This is a genomic window from Pseudomonas sp. LFS074 (assembly GCF_047978165.1).
Classification (GTDB): domain Bacteria; phylum Pseudomonadota; class Gammaproteobacteria; order Pseudomonadales; family Pseudomonadaceae; genus Aquipseudomonas; species Aquipseudomonas putida_P.
The window spans coordinates 711,765-732,379 of the sequence record NZ_JBFPFV010000002.1; the positions used below are offsets into that span (position 1 = coordinate 711,765).

Here is a 20,615-nt window from a genome sequence, read left to right on the forward strand (position 1 = left end):
GTCAGGCCTCTGTGAATGCGTTCATCATTTTTTCGATATCGCTCAGGCCATCGTCGGTCAGCGACAGGGCCTGTTCATCCAGCGCCAGGGCGAAGGCGCGCAACTCGGGGTGGGTGAAGATCAGCCGCAGTGGGATGTCCAGCCCCAGCTCGACGTTGATCCGCGACACTGCCTGGGCGGCCAGCAAGGAGTGGCCGCCCAGCTCGAAGAAGTTGTCGTTCAAGCCGACCCTGGCGACGCTCAGCAATTGCGCCCAGATATTGGCCAACTGCTGTTGCCGCTCGGTCTGCGGCGCCTCGTAGTCATGCTGCGGCTGGCTCGGGTCAGGCAGCGGCAGGGCCTTGCGGTCGAGCTTGCCGCTTGGGGTCAGCGGCATGCTCGGCAGGGTCACCAGATAAGACGGAATCATGTAGTCCGGCAGGCTGGCCTTGAGGTAGTGCTTCAAGGCCAGGCGCAGGTCGCCGTCATGGCCTTCAACCGGCACGGCATAGGCGCACAGCTGCTTGCCCGCAGGCAGGTCGATGGCCAGTACAGTGGCTTCGCGCACGTCCGGGTGCGCGCGCAGGTACTGCTCGATCTCGCCCAGTTCGATGCGAAAGCCGCGCACTTTCACCTGGTGATCGGCCCGGCCGCGATAGGCCAGCTGGCCGTTTTCGTCATAGCAACCCAGGTCACCGGTGCGGTACAGGCGGCCGCCGCCAACCGGGTCGAACGGGTCAGGGATGAAGCGCTCGGCAGTCAGCGATGGCCGCTGGTGGTAACCGCGTGCCAGGCAACCTGCCCCGCCGATGAACAGCTCGCCTGGCACCCCCACCGGGGTTGGCGCCAGGCCATCGTCAAGGGCATGCAGGCTGCGGCCTGGTATGGCACGGCCAATGGGTACGCCACCCTGGCTGATCTGCTGCGGGGTCATCTGCGAGCAGTCATAGGTGGTGGCGACCACGGTGGCTTCGGTCGGGCCATAGGTGTTCAACAGGCGCACTGCGGTTGGGCCATCGGCCAGCCAGGCACGCAGGGCGTCTTCTGGCACCGCCTCGCCACCGACGTGAATCTGCTTCAGCCGGCCATAGGCTTCCGGTGCGCGGCGCTCCAGTGCCAGTAAACGCCAGTAGGCGGCTGGCAGGTCGGCTACGGTGACATCGTGGCGGTTGATTTCATCCAGCAGAGTCGCGGTGTCCCACAGCCGCAGATCGCGCAGCACGACGCAAGCGCCTTGGGCCAGCGGCGGGAAGAACTGCTCGATGAAGCCGTCGAAACTGAAGGTGGCGAACTGCAACACGCGGTCATTCGGGCTCAGCCGCGAATAGTCACCAGCCACTTGGCAGAACACCGACAAGGCATGGTGATCGATGGCCACGCCCTTGGGCATGCCGGTGGAGCCGGAGGTATAGATCACATAGGCCAGGTTCTCCGGCGCGGCCAGGTTGGCCAGCGGCTCGGCAGGCCAGGCACTCAGCCAGTCGTTACCCGGCTCCAGCACCACGCAGGGCAGCGGTGTGCTCAACTGCAGGCGTTCACGCGAAGGCACGTCGGCCAGCAACAAACCGATGCTGCTGTCCTCGACCATGTAGGCCAGGCGCTCCTGCGGGTAGTCCGGGTCCAGCGGCACATAAGCGCCACCCGCCTTGTGGATGGCAACCAGCGCCAGGGCCATGCGCAGGCCGCGCTCGACAGCCACGCCGACCAGACGGTCCGGGCCCACGCCCAGCGCCCGCAAACGATGCGCCAGCTGGTTGCTGCAGCGGTCGAGCTCGGCGTAGGTCATTTGCTGGTCGTCGAAGATCAACGCCACAGCGTCTGGTCGCAGACTTGCCTGGTGCTCCAGCAACTGGTGTGCGCACAGGCCGCTACTGGCCTGCGACGCCGGGTTCCAGCCATGGGTCAGTTGCTGGTGTTCGGCACTGCCTAGCAAGCCCAGCTCGCCAATGCAGCGCTGCGGCTCGGCGCAGATAGCTTCCAGCAACGCCTGCCAATGACCGGCCATGCGTTCGATGCGTGCGGCGTCGAACAGGTCGGTGGAGTAGTTGAACGAGGCCGTCACCCCATCGGAACGTTCCAGCGTGTTGAGCGAGATGTCGTACTGCGCACCGGGCTCCAGCAGGTCCACTTCCTTGACCTGCAAGCCGTGCAGGGCATCGCTGGATACCTGCTCACCCAGGTCGCGCAAGTGGTTGTACAGCACCTGGAAGAACGGGTTCACACCCTGGTCGCGGTCCGGGTACAGCGCCTCGGCCACTTCAAGGAACGGCACATCTTTGTTGGCCTGAGCCTGCAAGGTGGTTTCCTTGATCGCCGCCAGCAGTTGCGGGAACGGCTGGCTGCCATCGACGCCGATGCGGGCTACCACCACGTTGATGAAGAAGCCGATCAGCCCCTCCAGCTCCAGGCGGTTGCGGTTGGTGACGGGTACCCCGATGTTCAACGTGTCCTTGCGGCTGTAACGCGACAGTACGATGGCATAGGCCGCCAGGAATACATGGAAAAGCGTGGCGTTGGACGCCACTGCCAGGGCCCGCAGGCGCTCGGTCAGGGCCAGCGGCAGGCGCACGTCGAAGCGGCTGCCCTGGTAGCTCTTGACCTGCGGGCGAATGCGGTCGGCGGGCAGTTCGAGCACTTCGAAGTCGTCTTCCAGGCGGGCCTTCCAGTAATCGATCTGCGCCTGCATCTGCCCTTCGGCCAGCCACTTGCGCTGCCACGCGGCGAAGTCGGCGTACTGCACCGGCAAGGGTTCGATGGTCTGCTGCCGGCCTGTGGCCGCCGCGTTGTAGACGGCAGCGAACTCGCGCACCAGCAGGCTCATCGACCAGCCATCGGAGACGATGTGATGCAGGGTCAGCGACAACAGGTGCTCTTGCGCATTCACCTTGAACAGACGGGCACGCAGCAGAGGCCCATGCTCCAGGTCGAACGGGACAAAGGCTTCGGCTTCCAGCTTGCGCAGCTGCGCCGCGTGGTCCTGGCCGCTGAGGTCTTCGAAGCCGATCGGCACCGTGGCGGCTGGCAGGATGCGCTGCCACGGCAAGCCGTCGGCTTCGACGAACACCGTGCGCAGTGACTCGTGGCGGGCCACCAGTGCATCCAGTGCGGCCTGCACCGCCGAACGATCGAGGTTGCCCTGCATGCGCACGGCCATCGGCGTGTTGTAGGCCAGGCTTTGTGGGTTGAGCTTCCAGAACAACCACTGGCGGTTCTGCGAACGGGACACCGGCAGCGGCTGCTGGCGGTCGAGGATTTCGATGTCCAGGCCCGTGCCCTTCTCGCCCTCCGCCACCGCCTGGGCGAAGGCCAGCAGGTCGACGGTGTCGAACAGGGTGCGCAGCGGGATATCTACGCCCAACTGCTTGCGCACGCGAGATACGGCCTGGGTTGCAAGCAGCGAATGGCCACCGAGGGCAAAGAAGTTGTCGGTCAGGCCAACCTGCGGCACTTGCAGGACTTCGGCCCAGATCGTTGCCAACTGCACTTGCAGCGGGCTCTCTGGTGCCTGGTAGGCCTGCAGGGTGGCGACCGGCTCGGGCAGCGCCTTGACGTCGACCTTGCCGTTGGCGGTGACCGGCAGGTGCTCCAGCACCATCAAGTGGGTCGGCACCATATGTTCGGGCAGCCGGCTTTTGAGGGTGGCGCGGGTCGAATCCTGCCAGGCCTGGCAGTCGGCAGGCATTTCACTGGGCACCAGCCAGGCAGCCAGTTGCAATTGCGGCGCCTGGCCCTGCACGCGGACCAGGGCATTGGCCACACCGTCCAGTGCGCGCAGCTGGTTTTCGATTTCGGCCAGCTCGACACGGTAGCCACGGATCTTCACCTGGCCATCCATACGCCCGGCAAATTGCAGGTCGTTGCCCTGGCGTACCCAGTCACCGCTGCGGTACAGGCGCTGGCCGTGGCTGCCGTGCGGGTCGGGCACGAAGCGCTCAGCAGTGAGCGACGGGCGGTTCAGGTAGCCACGGGCAAGGCCTGCACCGCCTATGTACAGCTCGCCCTTGGCCTTGGCCGGCAGTGGCTGCAGGCAGCGGTCAAGCACTGCCACGCGGGTGTTGGCCAACGGCTGGCCGAGGCTGCTTTGTTCGCTCAGTTCGGCAACCAGCACGCCGACGGTGGTTTCGGTCGGGCCGTAGTGGTTGAACACCTTGAGCGCCGGGGCCAGTTGGCGGATCTTGCCCAGCAGGCCTGGGCTGATGGCCTCGCCACCCAATACCAGGCACTGGCTCGGCAGCGCCGCGCGGCCAGCCACCAGCATGGCCTCCAGGTGTGAAGGCACGATCTTCAGGGCATCCACCTGGTGTTCGGCCAGGTACGCGGCGAAACCTTCGGCATCCAGCACCTGTTCGCGCAGCAACAGGTGCAAGGTGTGGCCGCCGCACAGTGCGCCGAACAGCATGGTGTGGCCAAGGTCGGCAGCCGGGGTCGAGACCTGGGCCATGCTGCGGATTCGCTCGACAGGCAGGCGCGCGCTCATGCCATCGACATAGTTGGCCAGGGCGCCGTGGCTGATCGCCACGCCCTTGGGCTGGCCGGTGGTGCCAGAGGTGTAGATCACATAGGCCAGGTTTGCCGCAGCCGGCGCGGTGCGTGCGACGCTGCCGTTGCCCGCTTGCGCCCAGTCAAGGTGCTGCACAGCCGCGGGCAACTCGGCCTGCCAGTTACCGGGGGCCAGCACCCGGCGGGTGCCGCTGTCGGTCAGCATGTAGGCGAGGCGCTCAGCCGGCTGCTCGGGCTCCAGCGGCAGGTAGGCGCCCCCCGCCTTGAGTACCCCCAGAATGCTGGCGAGCATGCCGACGCTGCGGTCGGCCAGTACGCCAACCAGTGTGTCTGGCCCTACCCCGGCTTTGACCAGGCGGCTGGCAATGGCCTCGGCGCGGGCATCGAGTTCGGCGAAGCTCGCCTGTTCGCCCGCAGCCACTACCGCGATGCGCTCGGGGTGACGACTGGCGGCTGCAGCAAAGCGTTGCTGCACACTGGGCGACTCGGCGGCCTGCGCGGGGGCGCCCAGGGTTGCGGCCAGACCCGGCAATGCCAGCTCGCCTACAGCACCAGCCGTTTCGGCAGCCAGCGCCTGCACCAGCGCCAGCCACTGCTCGCCAAGGGCTTCGATGGTGGCCGCCTCGAATACATCCGTCGCGTAGGTGAACGCGGCATGCAACTGCCCGGCGCGTTCGTGGGTGTCCAACGCCAGGTCGAAGCGTGCGCTGTGCTTCTCCAGGGCAATGGGCGCCAGGCTCAGGCCGGAGCGAGTCTCGATGGCCTGCACATCCGCCACCTGCGCTTGGTGGTTGAACAGCACACGAAAGAGCGGGCTTTCGCTGCTGCGCGGCAGGTCCAGGGCTTCGACCAACTGCTCGAAGGGCAAGTCCTGGTGGCTTTGTGCACCCACGGCGGTTTCGCGCACGCGCTGCAGCAGGCCGGCGATATCCAGCAGCGGGTCGATCTCGGTGTGCAGCACCTGGGTGTTGATGAAGCAGCCAATCAGCCCTTGGCCTTCTGCACGGTTGCGGTTGGCGATGGGCACGCCGACGCGGATCGCGGCCTGACCGCTGTAGCGCTGCAACAGCAGCTTGAAGGCAGCCAGCAACACCATGAACAGGGTGACGTTGTGCTTGCGCGCCACACCGCGCAGGCGCTCGGCAACGTCTGCGGCGACGGGGAATTCGTGGCGCGCGCCCCGGTAGCTGGGCCGGCCTTGGCGGGCACGATCCAGTGGCAGCTCCAGCGGCGAATGGTCCTCGCCCAGGCGGGCCTGCCAGTAGGCCAGCTGGCGCTCCTGCTCGCCAGCCTCCAGCCAGCTGCGTTGCCACAGGGCGAAGTCGCGATATTGGATTGGCAGCGCGTCGAGTGTGGCCTCGGTGCCGGCTACGGCGGCCTCGTACAGGTGCAGGAATTCATCGATCAGCACGTTCATCGACCAGCCGTCGGCGACGATGTGGTGCAGGGTCAGCAGCAGTACATGCTCCTGTGCGGCCAGTTGCAGCAGGCGTACGCGCAGCAATGGGCCACTGGCCAGGTCGAACGGGGCCAGAGCTTCGGCTTCGGCGATGCGTTCGACCGCGGCCTGGCGGGCGGTTTCGTCCAAGCTGGCCAAGGCGTCCTGGCGCAGCTGCAACGGAGCAGCCACGGCGTCTACTTGCTGGCGCACGTCATCGCCGTCGGCGACAAACCGAGTGCGCAGGGTTTCGTGGCGCGCCACCAGGGCATCGAAAGCCTGCTGTAGAGCGGCCAGGTCAAGTGGACCATGCAGGCGCACGGCCATCGGCAGGTTGTACGCTGCGCCCTGCGGGTCGAGCTGCCAGAGGAACCACATGCGCCGCTGGGCATACGACAGCTGGTCGCGCTCGGCCACCTCCACCCCGTGCGCGATCGGCAGCACGGAAAAATCCATGCCCTCGCCCTGCAGCGCCTTGAGGAACAGGCGGCGCTTGTCGGGGCTGAGTTCGATGAAGCGGCGGGCGAGCTTGAGCGTTTGATCAGCATTCATGTCGAGCGGTGTCCTGGCAGTCGAGCGGTAACTGTCAGACGAAGGCATGGGGGGCTGATTTAGGGGGGGATTGAAGCAGGGCCACCAGGGGCCCGCCGTTGGGAATTTGGCGCCTGTGAGATCGAGCGCCGCGCGGGCGGCGCTCGATCTCACAGGCGCTGCACCTCCCACGACAAACACCTATCAGCCCAACACCTCGCTGTGCCCCTCGGCCATCGCCACCACCACCTTGCGCTTACCGGTAAACGGCGAGCGGGCGTGGGCCGCGAGCATGTTGTCGAGCATCAGCACATCGTTTGTCAGCCAGGGGAAGCTGATGGTGCATTCATCCAGCACCCCGCGCACTTCATCGAGCAACGAATCCTCGATGGTCGTACCGTCGCCGTAATACACGTTACGTGGCAGGTCCTCTTCCTCGACAATGTCCATCAGCGATTCACGCACCTCTGGCTGCAGGTTCGACACATGGAACAGGTGGGCCTGGTTGAACCACACGTCATCCCCGGTTACCGGATGGCGCGCCACCACCTGGCAGCGCTGGCGCGTGCGCAGCTCGCCGTCGTCCTTCCAGATGCACTCGATGGCATGCGCCCGGCAGTACGCCTCGACCTGGCGCGGGTCTTCGGTGTTGAACACCTGCGACCACTCCACATCCAGGCCGTTGCCATAGTTGCGCACATACATCAGCCCTTTCTCCTCCAAGCGCTGGCGAATGCGCGCCGGCATGCGTCGGTACACCTCGCGGCTATCGGCAATTGGCGTTTCGCCGCCGGTCTCGGCGGGGATGACGCTGTAGAACCAGATCTTCATCGGCCATTCCAGGGTGTAGGCCTGCTCGTTGTGCAGGGGAATGCTCTGGTGCGCCGGGTATTCGGTTGAGGTGTACACGCCTTTGGTCACGTTGCTGCGGGGGGTAGAACCGAACTCGTAGTTGAGCAGTGGGTGACCGAAGGAGGCGGCAAACTGGCGGAAGGCTTCGGCGCCACCCACCTCGAAGCCGCGGAACAGGATGCCGCCAGCCTGCAGCAGGTGCCGATCCACCAGCGGCTGCAATTCGGTAAAAGCCTCCAGCAGGTCGATCCCCGGCTCCGGTGCGCGCACCAGCAGCGGCAGGTTGCCGCGCGCAGCGTCCAGCGGTTCGATGGCAAAGCTCAGCAGTTCACTCATGTACGGTCACCTCAAGCCAGGGCCGCGTTGGCGGCGAAATCGGGTTGTGCGCCATCACGGCGCCTGACTAGGTGAACGAGCGGGCCCGCGGGAAATTCACCAGGGCAGCACTCACAGGTAAAGCCAGCGCGTGCCGGTTCGTCTGAACGATGTGCACCCTTTTATCGCCCAGGAACCGTACATGACTCGCCAGCTTCTGCTCCTAGCCCTGCTCGCCACGGCCCCTGCCGCCTGGTCGGCGGAGCCATGCGCCATGGAAATCCACGGCACCGACCAGATGACCTTCGACAAGGCCGCCATCAGCGTGCCCAAAACCTGCACCACGTTCACCGTTACCCTCACCCACCCAGGCGACATGCCCAAGAACGTGATGGGCCACAACTGGGTATTGAGCACCCAGGCCGACATGCAGGGCGTACTGGATGACGGCCTGAAGGCCGGCGAGGCGCAGGACTACGTCAAGCCTGGCGACACACGGGTGATCGCTCATACCCGCCTGATCGGTGGTGGCGAGAAGGACAGCGTCACCCTCGATACCAAGGCGCTGAAGGCCGGTACCGACTACAGCTTCTACTGCTCGTTCCCGTTCCACAGCACCCTGATGAAGGGCACCCTGACCCTTGGTAGCTGACCCCGCCCCCCACTTTCACCAGCGAGATCACGCTTCATGAAAACCTCCTCCCCCGGGGCCATCCGCGAACTGCTGGGCCTGCTCAAACCTTACCGCCCGGCGGTCATCGTCTCGGTGCTGCTGGGCATGGTCGGCGGCCTGGCCGTCACTGCGCTGCTGGCCACCGTCAACCAGGGCCTGCACGCTGAAGGCGGCATGAGCCAGGGTGTGATCCTGGCCTTTGCCGGCCTCTGTGTATTGGCCCTGGTCAGTAGCGTGGCGGCCGACAGCGGCACCAACTACGTCGGCCAGAAGGTCATTGCCCGGTTGCGCAAGGACCTGGGCGCCAAGGTGCTGTCGGCACCGATCGAGCAGATCGAGCGCTACCGCACCCACCGCCTGATCCCCGTGCTGACCCGCGACGTCGACACCATCAGCGACTTTGCCTTCGCCTTTGCACCGCTGGCCATTTCGCTCACCACGGTAACCGGTTGCATGGCCTACCTGGCGTGGCTGTCGTGGCCGATCTTCCTCATCACCCTGGCAGCCATCGGCATCGGCAGCGGCATCCAGTACGTGGCACGGCAAAAAGGCGTGGCTGGCTTCAACGCCGCCCGCGATGCCGAAGACAACCTGCAGAAGCACTATTCGGCCATTGCCGAAGGGGCCAAGGAGCTGCGCATCGACCGCCGTCGCCGCCATGCCATGCTGACGCGCAACATCCAGGGCACCGCCGACTTCATCGCCAACACTCACATCCGCGCCATCAACATCTTCGTGGCGGCCAAGAGCCTGGGGTCGATGCTGTTCTTCGTGGTCATCGGCCTGACCCTGGCCTTGCAATCGCTGTGGCCGAGCAATGACCCGGCGGTGATGAGCGGTTTCGTGCTGGTGCTGCTGTACATGAAAGGCCCGCTGGAAACGCTGATCGGCAACCTGCCGATCCTCGGCCGCGCCCAGGTGGCGTTCCGCCGTATAGCCGACCTGTCCGAACGCTTCTCCTCGCCCGAACCGCACCTGCTGCTGGAGCCGCCGGTCAAGCGCGAAACCCCGGCTACCGCGCACCTGGAGCTGCACAACGTCGAATACGCGTACCCACCCGTGGACGGCAACGAGCCGTTTCGCGTTGGGCCTGTGAACCTGAGCATCGAACCGGGCGAAATCCTGTTCATCGTCGGGGAAAACGGCTGCGGCAAGACTTCGCTGATCAAGCTGCTACTGGGCCTGTACGCCCCACAACGCGGTGAAGTGCGCCTGAACGGCAAGGCCGTCGGCCCGGAGGCGCTGGACGACTATCGCCAGCTGTTCACCACCGTGTTCGCCGATTACTACCTGTTCGAAGACCTGCCCGAGCACGAGCACAGCCTGCCCAGCGATGCCACGCGTTACCTGGAACGGCTGGAAATTGCCCACAAGGTCAGCGTACGCGATGGCGCCTTCACCACCACCGACTTGTCGACCGGGCAACGCAAGCGCCTGGCGCTGGTCAATGCCTGGCTGGATGGGCGGCCGGTACTGGTGTTCGATGAGTGGGCGGCGGACCAGGACCCAACCTTCCGCCGGGTGTTCTACACCGAGCTGTTGCCGGACCTGAAGCGTTTGGGCAAGACCATCATCGTGATCTCGCATGATGACCGGTACTTCGATACGGCGGACAAGGTGGTGCACCTGAGCCGTGGGAAGGTGGTCGAGGCATTAGAGCCGGCTTGAGTGACCGAGGGGCGCTATGCGCCCCATCACCTTTACGCTCCCTATAATCGATCTATAGTCGACCTATAATTGCCTATAAACCACGCCTCTCATACGGCCTATAATAGCTCTATAATCACTCTATAATTGACTATAAAGCTGTATGGGAGGCCGTAATGCCGGAAACCGTCTATCACCGCCCAGCGCTAGCATCGCGGCTGTCGAAATTGATCATGCAAGTTGCCGTGGGCAGTGCAGCAAGCTCGGGGGTGTTTCTGGCGGCCCCCAGGCGTACCGGTAAATCCACCTTTGCACGCGAAGACCTTCGACCCGCTCTCGAAGCTGCGCAGGCAATCGTGCTGTACGCCGACCTCTGGAAAGACCTGACCAAAGACCCAGGCCAAGTCATCGTGGAAACCGTGCGTGAGGCGCTCGGGCGTAACGAAGGCTTCATTACGCGGCTGGCAAAGTCCACTGGCATGGAGAAGGTAACCGTAGGTGGCCTGAATTTCAGCGTGGACAAGATCGGGCTGGGGCAAGATGTCGATCTCACCAGTGCGCTGGTCGCGCTCTCCGACGAATCACGCAAGATCATCGTGCTGATCATCGACGAGGCGCAACATGCAATCACGACCGACCAGGGAATAGCAGCCTTGTTCGCCCTCAAAGCGGCCCGGGACGAACTCAACAGCTCGAAGCACCATGGGTTGCGCATCGTTTGCACGGGCTCGAACCGGGACAAACTGGCCATGCTGCGCAATAGCAAAGATCAGGCGTTCTTCGGCGCTGCGATGGTGCAGTTCCCAACGCTGGATCAGGACTTCATCGACTGGCTTTGCGCCAACATCGATCTCCCCTGCGCACTCGACCCGGTAGAGGTGTTCCAACTGTTCAAAGAAAGCGGCTACCGCCCTGAGTTACTGGGCGCGGCAGCAGATGAAATACGCTTCGACTTCAGCATCGAGCCCGAAGCCGTACCGGCACGGTTCCGAGAGCTTGTTCAGGCGCAAGCCAATGACCTTAACGCGAACCTGAAAAAGGTGATCCACAGCCTCACTCCGATTCAATCCGCCGTTCTACGCGTCATGTGCGTAAAGGGTAATGAATACGCACCGTTTGAGGCCCCAACCCTGGCACTGTACGCCAAAGCGATGGAACGGGCGGGTGTGCAGGAAAGCGAAATCAAGGCCGAGGTGCCGGGGGTTCAGCAAGCGCTCATCGCCTTGCAGGACAAGCATCTGGTGTGGAGGGCATCACGGGGCGTATACGCGGTAGATGAGCAGGTAATCGTCGATCTGGTCCGCGCTGATGGCTTGCTGGAAGGGCTTGGCTGAAGGTTCCTGTACGTAGAGCGCCCCATCAATCTGGCGCTCTACGCAGGCCGCAATCAGAACAACCAGCGGTACAGTGCGTAAGCCACCACCACCGCCAGCACCGGCCGCAGCACGCGGTAGGCCTTGGGGTTGGCGCGCTTGAACTGCTTCACGTGGCTGCTGATCTTGTTGCTGAAGCGCTTGCTCCAGGCATACGCCTGGTTGATCCCACCCACGCGCTCGTCGTCGGTGTTCTGCGGCGCGGTGGCACGGCCGAGGAAGGCACTGACCTGGCGGTTGATGCGGGTCATCAGCGGGCTGCTCAGTGGGCGCTCGATGTCGCAGAACAGGATCACCCGCGTAACGTCAGTTTCGTTCTTGACCCAGTGCACGTACGTTTCGTCGAACATCACGTCTTCGCCATCACGCCAGGCGTATTCCTGGCCATCCACGTAAATGCGGCAGGCGTCGGAGTTGGGCGTGGACAGGCCCAGGTGGTAGCGCAGCGAGCCTGCGAATGGGTCGCGGTGCGGGTTCAGGTGGCTGCCGCCGGGCAGCAGGGCGAACATCGCGCCTTTGACGTTGGGGATGCTGCTGACCAGCTCGACCGTGCGCGGGCACAAAGCTTCGGCCGACGGCAGGGGTTTGTCGTACCACTTCAGGTAAAAGCGCTTCCAGCCCTTCTTGAAGAACGAGCCAAAGCCTGCGTCGTTGTCCTTTTCGGCGGCGCGGATATAGCCCTCGTCGAACAGGCGCATGGCCTCTTCGCGGATCTCCTGCCAGTTGTCTTTCAGCACGTCCAGTTCTGGGAAGCGCTGGCGGTCCAGGTAGGGTTTGGACGGCACGCCGGAAAACAGGTACATCAACGCGTTGTAGGGGGCGAACAACGCCGAATGGTTGACGAACTGGCGCAACACCGGCAGGCGGGCCTTGCCGCGCAGGTGCACGAACAGCACGCTGCCGAAAAACACCAGCAAGACACCCGCCTTGGCTGCAAAGGAAAAGGTCATGCTTTCACTCCTTGGGGAAGAGCCAGGGCTGCGCGGCCTGCTCTCCAAAAAATCATCCTGCCATCATAAACCGATCCCGCCGAGGTAAAAACAACCCGGGCGGGATCGCATTGATGAAGATTTTGCAATAAACCAGGCCGCCCAACCTTGCGCCGGATCAGCGGCAACGCCGATTATTGCTGGTTTTCCTGCTCGCTGAACAGGTCGCTGAACAGCATGCTCGACAGGTAACGCTCGCCCGAATCGGGCAGGATTACGACGATGGTCTTACCTTGCATTTCCGGCTTTTCGGCCAGGCGCACGGCCGCCGCCATGGCCGCACCGCAAGAAATGCCGCACAGGATGCCCTCTTCCTGCATCAGGCGAATGGCCATGGCCTTGGACTCTTCGTCGGTCACCGTCGCCACTTGGTCGACGATCGACAAGTCGAGGTTTTTCGGCACGAAACCGGCGCCAATGCCCTGGATTTTGTGCGGGCTGGGCTTGAGTTCTTCGCCGGCCAGGGTCTGGGTAATCAGCGGCGACGAAACGGGTTCCACGGCCACCGAGAGGATCGCCTTGCCCTGGGTGTGCTTGATGTAGCGCGATACACCGGTGATGGTGCCACCGGTACCCACGCCCGCCACCAGCACGTCAACCGCACCGTCGGTATCGTTCCAGATCTCCGGTCCTGTGGTCTTTTCGTGGATGGCCGGGTTGGCCGGGTTTTCGAACTGGCCCGGCAGGAAGTACTGGGCGGGGTCGGAGGCGACGATTTCGTTGGCCTTCTCGATGGCGCCCTTCATGCCCTTGGCCGGGTCGGTCAGCACCAGTTCGGCGCCCAGCGCCTTCAGCACCTTGCGGCGCTCCAGGCTCATCGAAGCGGGCATGGTCAGCATCAGCTTGTAGCCACGGGCAGCGGCAACGAAGGCCAGGCCGATACCGGTGTTGCCCGAGGTAGGCTCGACGATGGTCATGCCCGGCTTGAGCTTGCCGCTGCTCTCGGCGTCCCAGACCATGTTCGCGCCGATGCGGCATTTGACCGAATAACCTGGGTTGCGCCCTTCGATCTTGGCAAGGATGGTCACACCGCGAGGGGCGATGCGGTTGATCTGCACCAACGGCGTGTTGCCGATGGAATGGGCGTTGTCTGCAAAGATACGGCTCATGGCAGGGGTCCTTGGCATGAAAAAAAAGCAGGGAAAGACCTCAAGGGTAAGCCCCGGCCGATGGCCCGTAAAGCCTGTTCGAACTCAGCGGGGCGCGTCGCGGTCAACCGCACATCCTGCCTTGGAGACGCTCCGATGAGAGCCCGTTATCGCTGGCCGCTGTTGGGCCTGGGCAGCCTGATCGTGCTGCTGGTTGCCCTGCACCTGGCCCTGCCCTACCTGGTGCGCGACTACCTGAACGACAAACTGGCCGACATGGGTGACTACCGCGGCCAGGTAGCCGATGTGGACCTGGCCTGGTGGCGCGGCGCATACCAGATCAATGGCCTGAAAATCGTCAAGACCAGCGGCAAGGTGCCGGTACCGTTTCTCGACGCGCCGCTGATCGACCTTTCGGTGAGTTGGCGTTCGCTGTGGTACGACAAAGCGGTGGTGGCCGAAGTGACCTTCGTGCGCCCCGAGCTGAATTTCGTCGACGGTGGCAGCAAACAGGCATCGCAGACGGGCCGGGGCACCGACTGGCGCCAGCAGCTGGAAAAACTGCTGCCCATCACCCTCAACGAAGTGCGAATCGACAACGGCGTGCTGACCTTCCGCAACTTCAACTCCAAACCACCGGTCGACCTCAAGGCCACACAACTGAACGCCAACATCCGCAACCTGACCAATGTTCGCGACAAAAAAGGCCGTCGCGATGCGAGTTTCGAAGGTACGGCGCTCATCGCGGGCGATGCGAAGGTAGAAAGCCGTGCCACCTTCGACCCGTTCAGTGATTTCGATGACTTCAAATTCAGGCTTCGCGCTACCGGCATCGAACTGCGCAAACTGAATGATTTTGCCAGCGCCTATGGCAAGTTCGACTTCAATGCCGGGCATGGTGACGTGGTGATCGAGGCCCAGGCGGAAAACGGCCGGCTAAATGGCTATATAAAGCCGCTGCTGCGCGATGTCGACGTGTTCGACTGGCAACAGGACGTCGAAAAAAAGGACAAGGGCTTCTTCCGCTCGGTGTGGGAGGCCTTGGTGGGTGCGACCGAGACGGTCCTGAAGAACCAGCCGAAAAACCAGTTCGCCACCCGCGTGGAACTCAGTGGCAGCGTGCACAAGCAGGATATCAGCGCCTTCGAGGCGTTCTTGCAGATCCTGCGCAACGGGTTTATCCAGGCGTTCAATGCCCGGTATGAGCGGGGGGCGCCGGATGCCGACTGAGTCGGCGTGACGGGGCATTCAGGGACTGAATACCCGGTCTGCGTTTTCAGTTGCCTAACCCCGCGTTATAGTCGGTGACAAATAAATTCATGTGTTGCCTGTACCGGCCTCTTCGCGGGTAAACCCGCTCCTGCACAGGACCGCGCAGCCCTCAAGCTTGCGCCGTTCTGTGTAGGAGCGGGTTTACCCGCGAAGAGGCCTGTACAGGCTTACAACAGAGGACAAACCGATGAAGTTCGAAGGCACCCGCGACTACGTCGCCACAGACGACCTGAAACTGGCGGTAAATGCGGCTATCACCCTCGAACGCCCGCTGCTGGTCAAGGGTGAACCGGGCACCGGCAAGACCATGCTCGCCGAGCAGTTGGCCGCCTCGTTCGGCGCTCGCCTGATCACCTGGCACATCAAGTCCACCACCAAGGCCCACCAAGGGCTGTACGAGTACGACGCAGTCAGCCGCCTGCGCGATTCGCAGTTGGGCGTGGACAAGGTGCACGATGTGCGCAATTACCTGAAAAAGGGCAAGCTGTGGGAGGCCTTCGAGGCCGAAGAGCGGGTGATTCTGCTGATCGACGAAATCGACAAGGCCGACATCGAGTTCCCCAACGACCTGCTGCAAGAACTCGACAAGATGGAGTTCTACGTCTACGAAATCGACGAGACCATCAAGGCCAAGCAACGCCCGATCATCATCATTACCTCGAACAACGAAAAAGAGCTGCCGGACGCTTTCCTGCGCCGCTGCTTCTTCCACTACATTGCCTTCCCCGACCGCACCACCTTGCAGCAGATCGTCGACGTGCATTACCCGAACATCAGCCAGTCGCTGGTCAGTGAGGCGCTGGATGTGTTCTTCGACGTACGCAAAGTGCCGGGCCTGAAGAAAAAGCCGTCCACCTCCGAGCTGGTCGACTGGCTCAAGTTGCTGATGGCCGACAATATCGGTGAAGCGGTGTTGCGCGAACGCGACCCGACCAAGGCCATTCCGCCGCTGGCCGGTGCGCTGGTGAAGAACGAGCAGGACGTGCAACTGCTCGAGCGCCTGGCCTTCATGAGCCGGCGCGGCAACCGCTGACAGGAGCCGGGCCATGCTGCTCAACCTGTTCAATGAAATGCGTGCGGCCAAGGTGCCGGTATCGGTACGCGAGTTGCTGGACCTGCATCAGGCCCTGCAAAAGCACGTGGTGTTCGCCGACATGGACGAATTCTACTACCTCGCCCGCGCCATCCTGGTGAAGGACGAACGCCATTTCGACAAGTTCGACCGGGCCTTTGCCGCCTACTTCAAAGGCCTGGAAAACCTCGACCGGCATATCGAGGCACTGATCCCCGAAGACTGGCTGCGCAAGGAGTTCGAGCGCTCGCTGAGCGAGGAGGAACGCGCGCAGATCCAGTCGCTGGGCGGCCTGGACAAGCTGATCGAGGCATTCAAGAAACGCCTTGAAGAGCAAAAGGAACGCCACGCTGGCGGCAACAAGTGGATCGGTACCGGCGGCACCAGCCCGTTCGGCTCGGGCGGTTTCAACCCCGAAGGCATTCGCGTTGGCGAGGCCGGTAAACGCCAAGGCAAAGCGGTAAAGGTGTGGGACCAGCGCGAGTACAAGAACCTCGACGATCAGGTGGAACTGGGCACACGCAACATCAAGCTGGCCCTGCGCCGGCTGCGCAAGTTCGCCCGTGAAGGCGCCGCCGAAGAGCTGGACATCGACGGCACCATCGACCACACCGCGCGTGACGCAGGGTTGCTGAACATCCAGATGCGCCCGGAACGGCGCAACACCGTCAAGCTGCTGTTGCTGTTCGATATCGGCGGCTCGATGGACGCCCACATCAAGGTCTGCGAAGAGCTGTTCTCAGCCTGTAAAACCGAGTTCAAGCACCTGGAGTACTACTACTTCCACAACTTCCTCTACGAGTCGGTGTGGAAGAACAACCTGCGCCGCACCTCGGAGCGGTATTCCACCTTCGACCTGCTGCACAAGTATGGCGACGACTACAAAGTGATTTTCGTCGGCGACGCGGCCATGGCGCCCTACGAAATCACCCAGCCAGGTGGCAGCGTGGAGCACTGGAACGAAGAGGCCGGGTACGTGTGGATGCAGCGGTTCATGGAGAAATTCAGGAAGATCATCTGGATCAACCCGTATCCGAAGCAAGCTTGGGATTACACGGCTTCGACCCATCTGGTGAGGGACTTGATCGAGGACAAGATGTACCCGTTGACCTTGCAGGGGTTGGAGGAAGGGATGCGGTATCTGTCCAAGTGATGCAGCCTTTATGGGCCCTTTCGCGGGTTTACCGCGAAAGGGCTGGCAGCCTCACCGCCAACGGTCCAGGTAAACCTGGTGCTCCCGCCAAGCCTCGTCCTGCACCACCGCCTTGAACCGCACCACCGCCCCTGGCATGCACTGCGCCAGCTGCGCCAGCGCCAACGGCGTCAACGCCCCCAGCCGCGGATAACCGCCAATGGTCTGCCGGTCATTGAGCAACACGATCGGCTGCCCATCCGGCGGTACCTGCACCGCCCCCAGCGGTATCCCTTCGGAAATCATCGGTGCACCCTGATAGACCAGCTGCGGCCCCAACAGACGGATACCCATGCGGTCCGCCCGGCTGTCCAGTGTCCACTCCCGGTTGAAGGCCTCGAACAGGCTGGTACCGCTGAATTCACCGATCTGCGCGCCCATCACCAGGTCAAGTACAGGCTTTTGCGGGTACTGTGGACGCAGTGCGTGCGGCACCTCGCGCAGGGTTGCATCGCTGCCGGTGAAACTTAATGCCTGGCCTTTAGCCAACGCGGCACCCTGGCCATCGATGCCACCCAGTTCTTCACGGACCACCGTGGCACAACTGCCCAGTACATCCTCGCCCATGAACCCACCCGGTGCCGCCAGGTATGCCCGCACACCCTGCCTGGGCTGCTTCAGGGTCAGGCGCTGCCCCTGGCCCAGGGCAAAGCTGCGCCAAGGTGCGATCGGCTGATCATCGACGCGCGCGTCCAGGTCGGCACCGGCCAGCGCCAGCACACAATCCTGTTCGGCCACCACGCAAAAGCCCCCCAGCGCCACCTCGACCACCGGTGCCGCCAACGGGTTGCCCAGCAGCCAGTTGGCCCAGTGCATCGCCACCCAGTCCAACGCGCCGCCCTGGGTTACCCCCAGATGGCGCACGCCGAAACGCCCGGCGTCCTGCAACTGACACAACGGCGTACTGGCCTCGATCTTCAACTGCGTCATCCTTGCGCCTCCACATCACCGCCCAAGGCCAGGAACTCACTACGCGAAACCGGCACGAAACGCACCCGATCACCCGGTTGCAACAGGCTGTAGCCCTCACGCTCTCGGTCGAACAAGCGCACCGGGGTACGCCCGATCAGGTTCCAGCCACCCGGCGATACCGCCGGATACGCCGCCGTCTGGCGCTCGGCAATGCCCACGCTACCCGCCGCCACCCGCTTGCGCGGGGTGCTCAGGCGTGGGCTGGCCAGGCGTTCGTCCACCAGGCCCATGAAACCGAAACCGGGGGCGAACCCCAAAGCAAAAACCGGGTAATCACGTTCGCTGTGCAAGTGAACAACCTCGGCTTCAGTCAACCCGCTACGGGCCGCCAGCACAGGCAGTTCAGGGCCGACACTGGCGTCGTACCACACCGGGATCTCATGTCGGCGCCCGCCGCCGCCGGCGTCGGGCTGCAAACCTTCCAGCGCCTGATCAATCAGTGCCCTCGCCTCGCCAGGCGGCAGGGCGAACTGCACCATCAGCGTGGTGTAGGACGGCACCAGGTCCAGCAGATGCTCGCCGAACGCTGCACTCAAACGCTGGCTGGCTGCAAGCATCCACGGCATGTTGGCCTCGTCGATACGGTCGAACAAGCGCACCATCAGGCTGTCGATGGCCACCACTTCAATGCGCGCTTTCATCGCGGCTCCAAGGCATCGAGGGCCTGGCGTATCTGCCGCACCGCCGCCACCGAGCTGTCGTTATCGCCATGTACGCACAGCGTGCTTGCCTGCAGGCGCAGGGCGCTACCATCGTCCGCTACCAGTGTGTCACCACGGGCCAGGCGCACGGCTTGCTCCACCACCAGCGCCGGGTCGTGATGCACCGCACCCGGCAAGCGGCGCGATACCAAGTGGCCGCTGGCGGTGTAGGCGCGGTCAGCGAACGCCTCGAACCACAGCGGTACGCCGATTTCATCGCCCAAGGCCTGGGCGGCCCGGTTGTCGGCGGTGGCCATCAACATCAGCGGCAGGGTGCTGTCGTAGGCTGCCACGGCCTCCAGCACCGTGCGCAGTTTGAGCGGGTCGGCCATCATGTCGTTGTACAGCGCACCATGGGGCTTCACGTAGGCCACGCGGCCACCCAGCACTTTGCAGATGCCGTCCAGCGCACCGATCTGGTAGTGCAGCAGGTCGCGGATTTCCTCGGGGCTGCAGGCCATGGAGCGGCGGCCGAAGCCGACCAGGTCCGGGTAGGCCGGGTGCGCACCGATGGTCACGCCGTGCTCCAACGCCAAAGCCACGGTGCGGCGCATGATGCTGGGGTCGCCAGCGTGGTAGCCGCAGGCGATATTGGCGCAATCGATATAAGGCATGACCTCGGCATCCAGGCCCATGCGCCAGCTGCCGAAACTCTCGCCCATGTCGCAATTGAGTAGCAGGCGTTCCACCACGCGGTCTCCCTTGTTGTTGTTCATAGGCCTACCTTACCGCGCCAGCAGCTGTTTGCCGCGTGTTTCCGGCAGGCTCAAGGCGGCCACGATCACAATGCCGTAGGACACCGCAGAAAACACGCCGATACCCAGGCCCAGGGGCACGTTCTGGCCGAGCATGCCGATCAGCAATGGGAACAGCGCCGCAATGACTTTGCCGATGTTGTAGCAGAAACCCTGCCCCGAACCCCGGATGCGCGTGGGGAACAGTTCGGTCAGGAATGCGCCCATGCCGCTGAAGATACCCGATGCGAAGAAGCCCAGCGGGAAGCCCAGCCACAGCATCACCCCATCGCTGACCGGCATCTGCGTGTACAGCAGCACGATGACGAACGAGCCCACGGCGAACAGGATGAAGTTCTTCTTGCGCCCCAGCAGGTCGGACAAGTACGCGCTGACCACATAACCCACGTACGAGCCGACGATCACCATGGCCAGGTAGCCACCCGTGCCCAGCACGCTCAGACCGCGCTCGTTCTTGAGGAAGGTCGGCAGCCACGAGGTGATGGCGTAGTACCCACCCAGTGCGCCAGTGGTCAGCAGGGACGCACGTACAGTGGTCCAGAGCATGCCCGGTGCGAAGATTTCGTAGAAGTGCGAAGGTGCCTCGGCGTTTTCCACCGACTTGGCCTCGCGGTATACCTCGGGGTCCTTGACCAGGCGGCGAACGAAAATCACGAAGATCGCCGGTACCAGCCCCAGCAGGAACAGTGCACGCCAGGCCTGCTCTGGCGGCAACCATGAGAACAGCAGCGCATAGAGAATCGCCGTGAGGCCCCAGCCGATGGCCCAGCCGGACTGCACCATGCCAACCGCCTTGCCTCGGTCCTGAGCACGGATCACTTCGCCGATCAACACCGCACCGGCGGTCCATTCGCCGCCGAAACCAAAGCCCATCAAGGTGCGGGCGATCAGCAGTTGCTCATAGTTCTGGGCGAAGCCGCACAGGAAGGTGAAGAAGGCGAACCACAGCACCGTCAACTGCAGGGTGCGTACCCGGCCGATGCGGTCGGAAAGAATACCGGCCACCCAGCCACCCACGGCCGAGGCGATCAGCGTGCTGGTGTGGATCAACCCGGCTTCGGTGGTGGTGATGCCCCACAGCATGATCAGCGTGGGGATGACGAAGCTGAGCATCTGCGTGTCCATGCCGTCCAGGCCATAGCCGATCTTGCAGCTCCAGAAGGTGCGCCGTTGCTGTTTGTCGATGTCGCGGTACCAGGCGAAGGGCCCGGACGAAGGGGGGGAACTGACCTGCTGCTGCACGCCGGTGGGGTTCATGGATGCCTC

14 protein-coding genes are annotated in these 20,615 nt (G+C 63.5%); 6 read left to right on the top strand and 8 right to left on the bottom strand.

All coding sequences use genetic code 11. The annotated features are described in order from the left end of the window. Window position 1: 1 nt before the first annotated feature. A complete protein-coding gene (locus ACNQP3_RS21335) occupies window positions 2-6,469 on the bottom strand; it encodes a non-ribosomal peptide synthetase (RefSeq protein ID WP_264316465.1) in 6,468 nt (2,155 codons plus the stop codon). A gap of 183 nt (window positions 6,470-6,652) precedes the next feature. After that, entirely contained in the window at window positions 6,653-7,636 is a 984-nt protein-coding gene (locus ACNQP3_RS21340) for a TauD/TfdA family dioxygenase (protein ID WP_060493679.1), read from the bottom strand. A 181-nt stretch (window positions 7,637-7,817) separates the two neighbouring features. Here ACNQP3_RS21340 and azu point away from each other — a divergent pair, with 181 nt between their 5' ends. From azu to ACNQP3_RS21355, 3 genes are all read left to right on the top strand, one after another. After that, window positions 7,818-8,267: an azurin gene (gene azu / locus ACNQP3_RS21345; RefSeq protein ID WP_012273661.1), complete on the top strand. Its 450-nt coding sequence runs from the start codon at window positions 7,818-7,820 to the stop codon at window positions 8,265-8,267. Window positions 8,268-8,303: 36 nt separating this feature from the next. Continuing rightward, entirely contained in the window at window positions 8,304-9,956 is a 1,653-nt protein-coding gene (locus ACNQP3_RS21350) for a cyclic peptide export ABC transporter (RefSeq protein WP_012273662.1), read from the top strand. 155 nt (window positions 9,957-10,111) lie between these two features. Continuing rightward, complete coding sequence (locus tag ACNQP3_RS21355; protein ID WP_060515013.1) at window positions 10,112-11,269, top strand: ATPase; 1,158 nt, start codon at window positions 10,112-10,114, stop codon at window positions 11,267-11,269. Between the two features lie 53 nt (window positions 11,270-11,322). Here ACNQP3_RS21355 and ACNQP3_RS21360 read toward each other — a convergent pair whose 3' ends face one another. Continuing rightward, entirely contained in the window at window positions 11,323-12,258 is a 936-nt protein-coding gene (locus ACNQP3_RS21360; protein WP_012273664.1) for an aspartyl/asparaginyl beta-hydroxylase domain-containing protein, read from the bottom strand. Window positions 12,259-12,431: 173 nt separating this feature from the next. Continuing rightward, on the bottom strand, window positions 12,432-13,406 hold the full coding sequence (cysK, locus tag ACNQP3_RS21365) for a cysteine synthase A (protein WP_012273665.1): 975 nt from the start codon (window positions 13,404-13,406) through the stop codon (window positions 12,432-12,434). A 135-nt stretch (window positions 13,407-13,541) separates the two neighbouring features. On the opposite strand from cysK, the gene ACNQP3_RS21370 reads away from it, so the two are divergent. The 3 genes from ACNQP3_RS21370 (at window position 13,542) to ACNQP3_RS21380 (ending at window position 16,882) form a co-directional block, all read left to right on the top strand. Beyond that, entirely contained in the window at window positions 13,542-14,615 is a 1,074-nt protein-coding gene (locus ACNQP3_RS21370) for a DUF748 domain-containing protein (protein WP_264316466.1), read from the top strand. Between the two features lie 229 nt (window positions 14,616-14,844). Continuing rightward, entirely contained in the window at window positions 14,845-15,690 is an 846-nt protein-coding gene (locus ACNQP3_RS21375) for an AAA family ATPase (RefSeq protein WP_012273667.1), read from the top strand. A 13-nt stretch (window positions 15,691-15,703) separates the two neighbouring features. Then, complete coding sequence (locus tag ACNQP3_RS21380) at window positions 15,704-16,882, top strand: vWA domain-containing protein (protein ID WP_012273668.1); 1,179 nt, start codon at window positions 15,704-15,706, stop codon at window positions 16,880-16,882. Between the two features lie 51 nt (window positions 16,883-16,933). On the opposite strand, the gene ACNQP3_RS21385 is transcribed toward ACNQP3_RS21380, so the two are convergent. The 4 genes from ACNQP3_RS21385 to ACNQP3_RS21400 are packed head-to-tail and all read right to left on the bottom strand — an operon-like array spanning window position 16,934 to window position 20,606. Further along, complete coding sequence (locus ACNQP3_RS21385) at window positions 16,934-17,851, bottom strand: biotin-dependent carboxyltransferase family protein (protein ID WP_264316467.1); 918 nt, start codon at window positions 17,849-17,851, stop codon at window positions 16,934-16,936. Next, the gene (gene pxpB / locus ACNQP3_RS21390; RefSeq protein ID WP_012273670.1) at window positions 17,848-18,534 is read right to left on the bottom strand and encodes a 5-oxoprolinase subunit PxpB; all 687 of its coding nucleotides are present in this window, start codon (window positions 18,532-18,534) and stop codon (window positions 17,848-17,850) included. The genes ACNQP3_RS21385 and pxpB overlap by 4 nt, the downstream gene beginning before the upstream one ends. Continuing rightward, a complete protein-coding gene (locus tag ACNQP3_RS21395) occupies window positions 18,531-19,310 on the bottom strand; it encodes a 5-oxoprolinase subunit PxpA (RefSeq protein WP_012273671.1) in 780 nt (259 codons plus the stop codon). The genes pxpB and ACNQP3_RS21395 overlap by 4 nt, the downstream gene beginning before the upstream one ends. Before the next feature lie 9 nt (window positions 19,311-19,319). Further along, complete coding sequence (locus ACNQP3_RS21400) at window positions 19,320-20,606, bottom strand: MFS transporter (RefSeq protein WP_012273672.1); 1,287 nt, start codon at window positions 20,604-20,606, stop codon at window positions 19,320-19,322. Window positions 20,607-20,615: the final 9 nt, after the last annotated feature.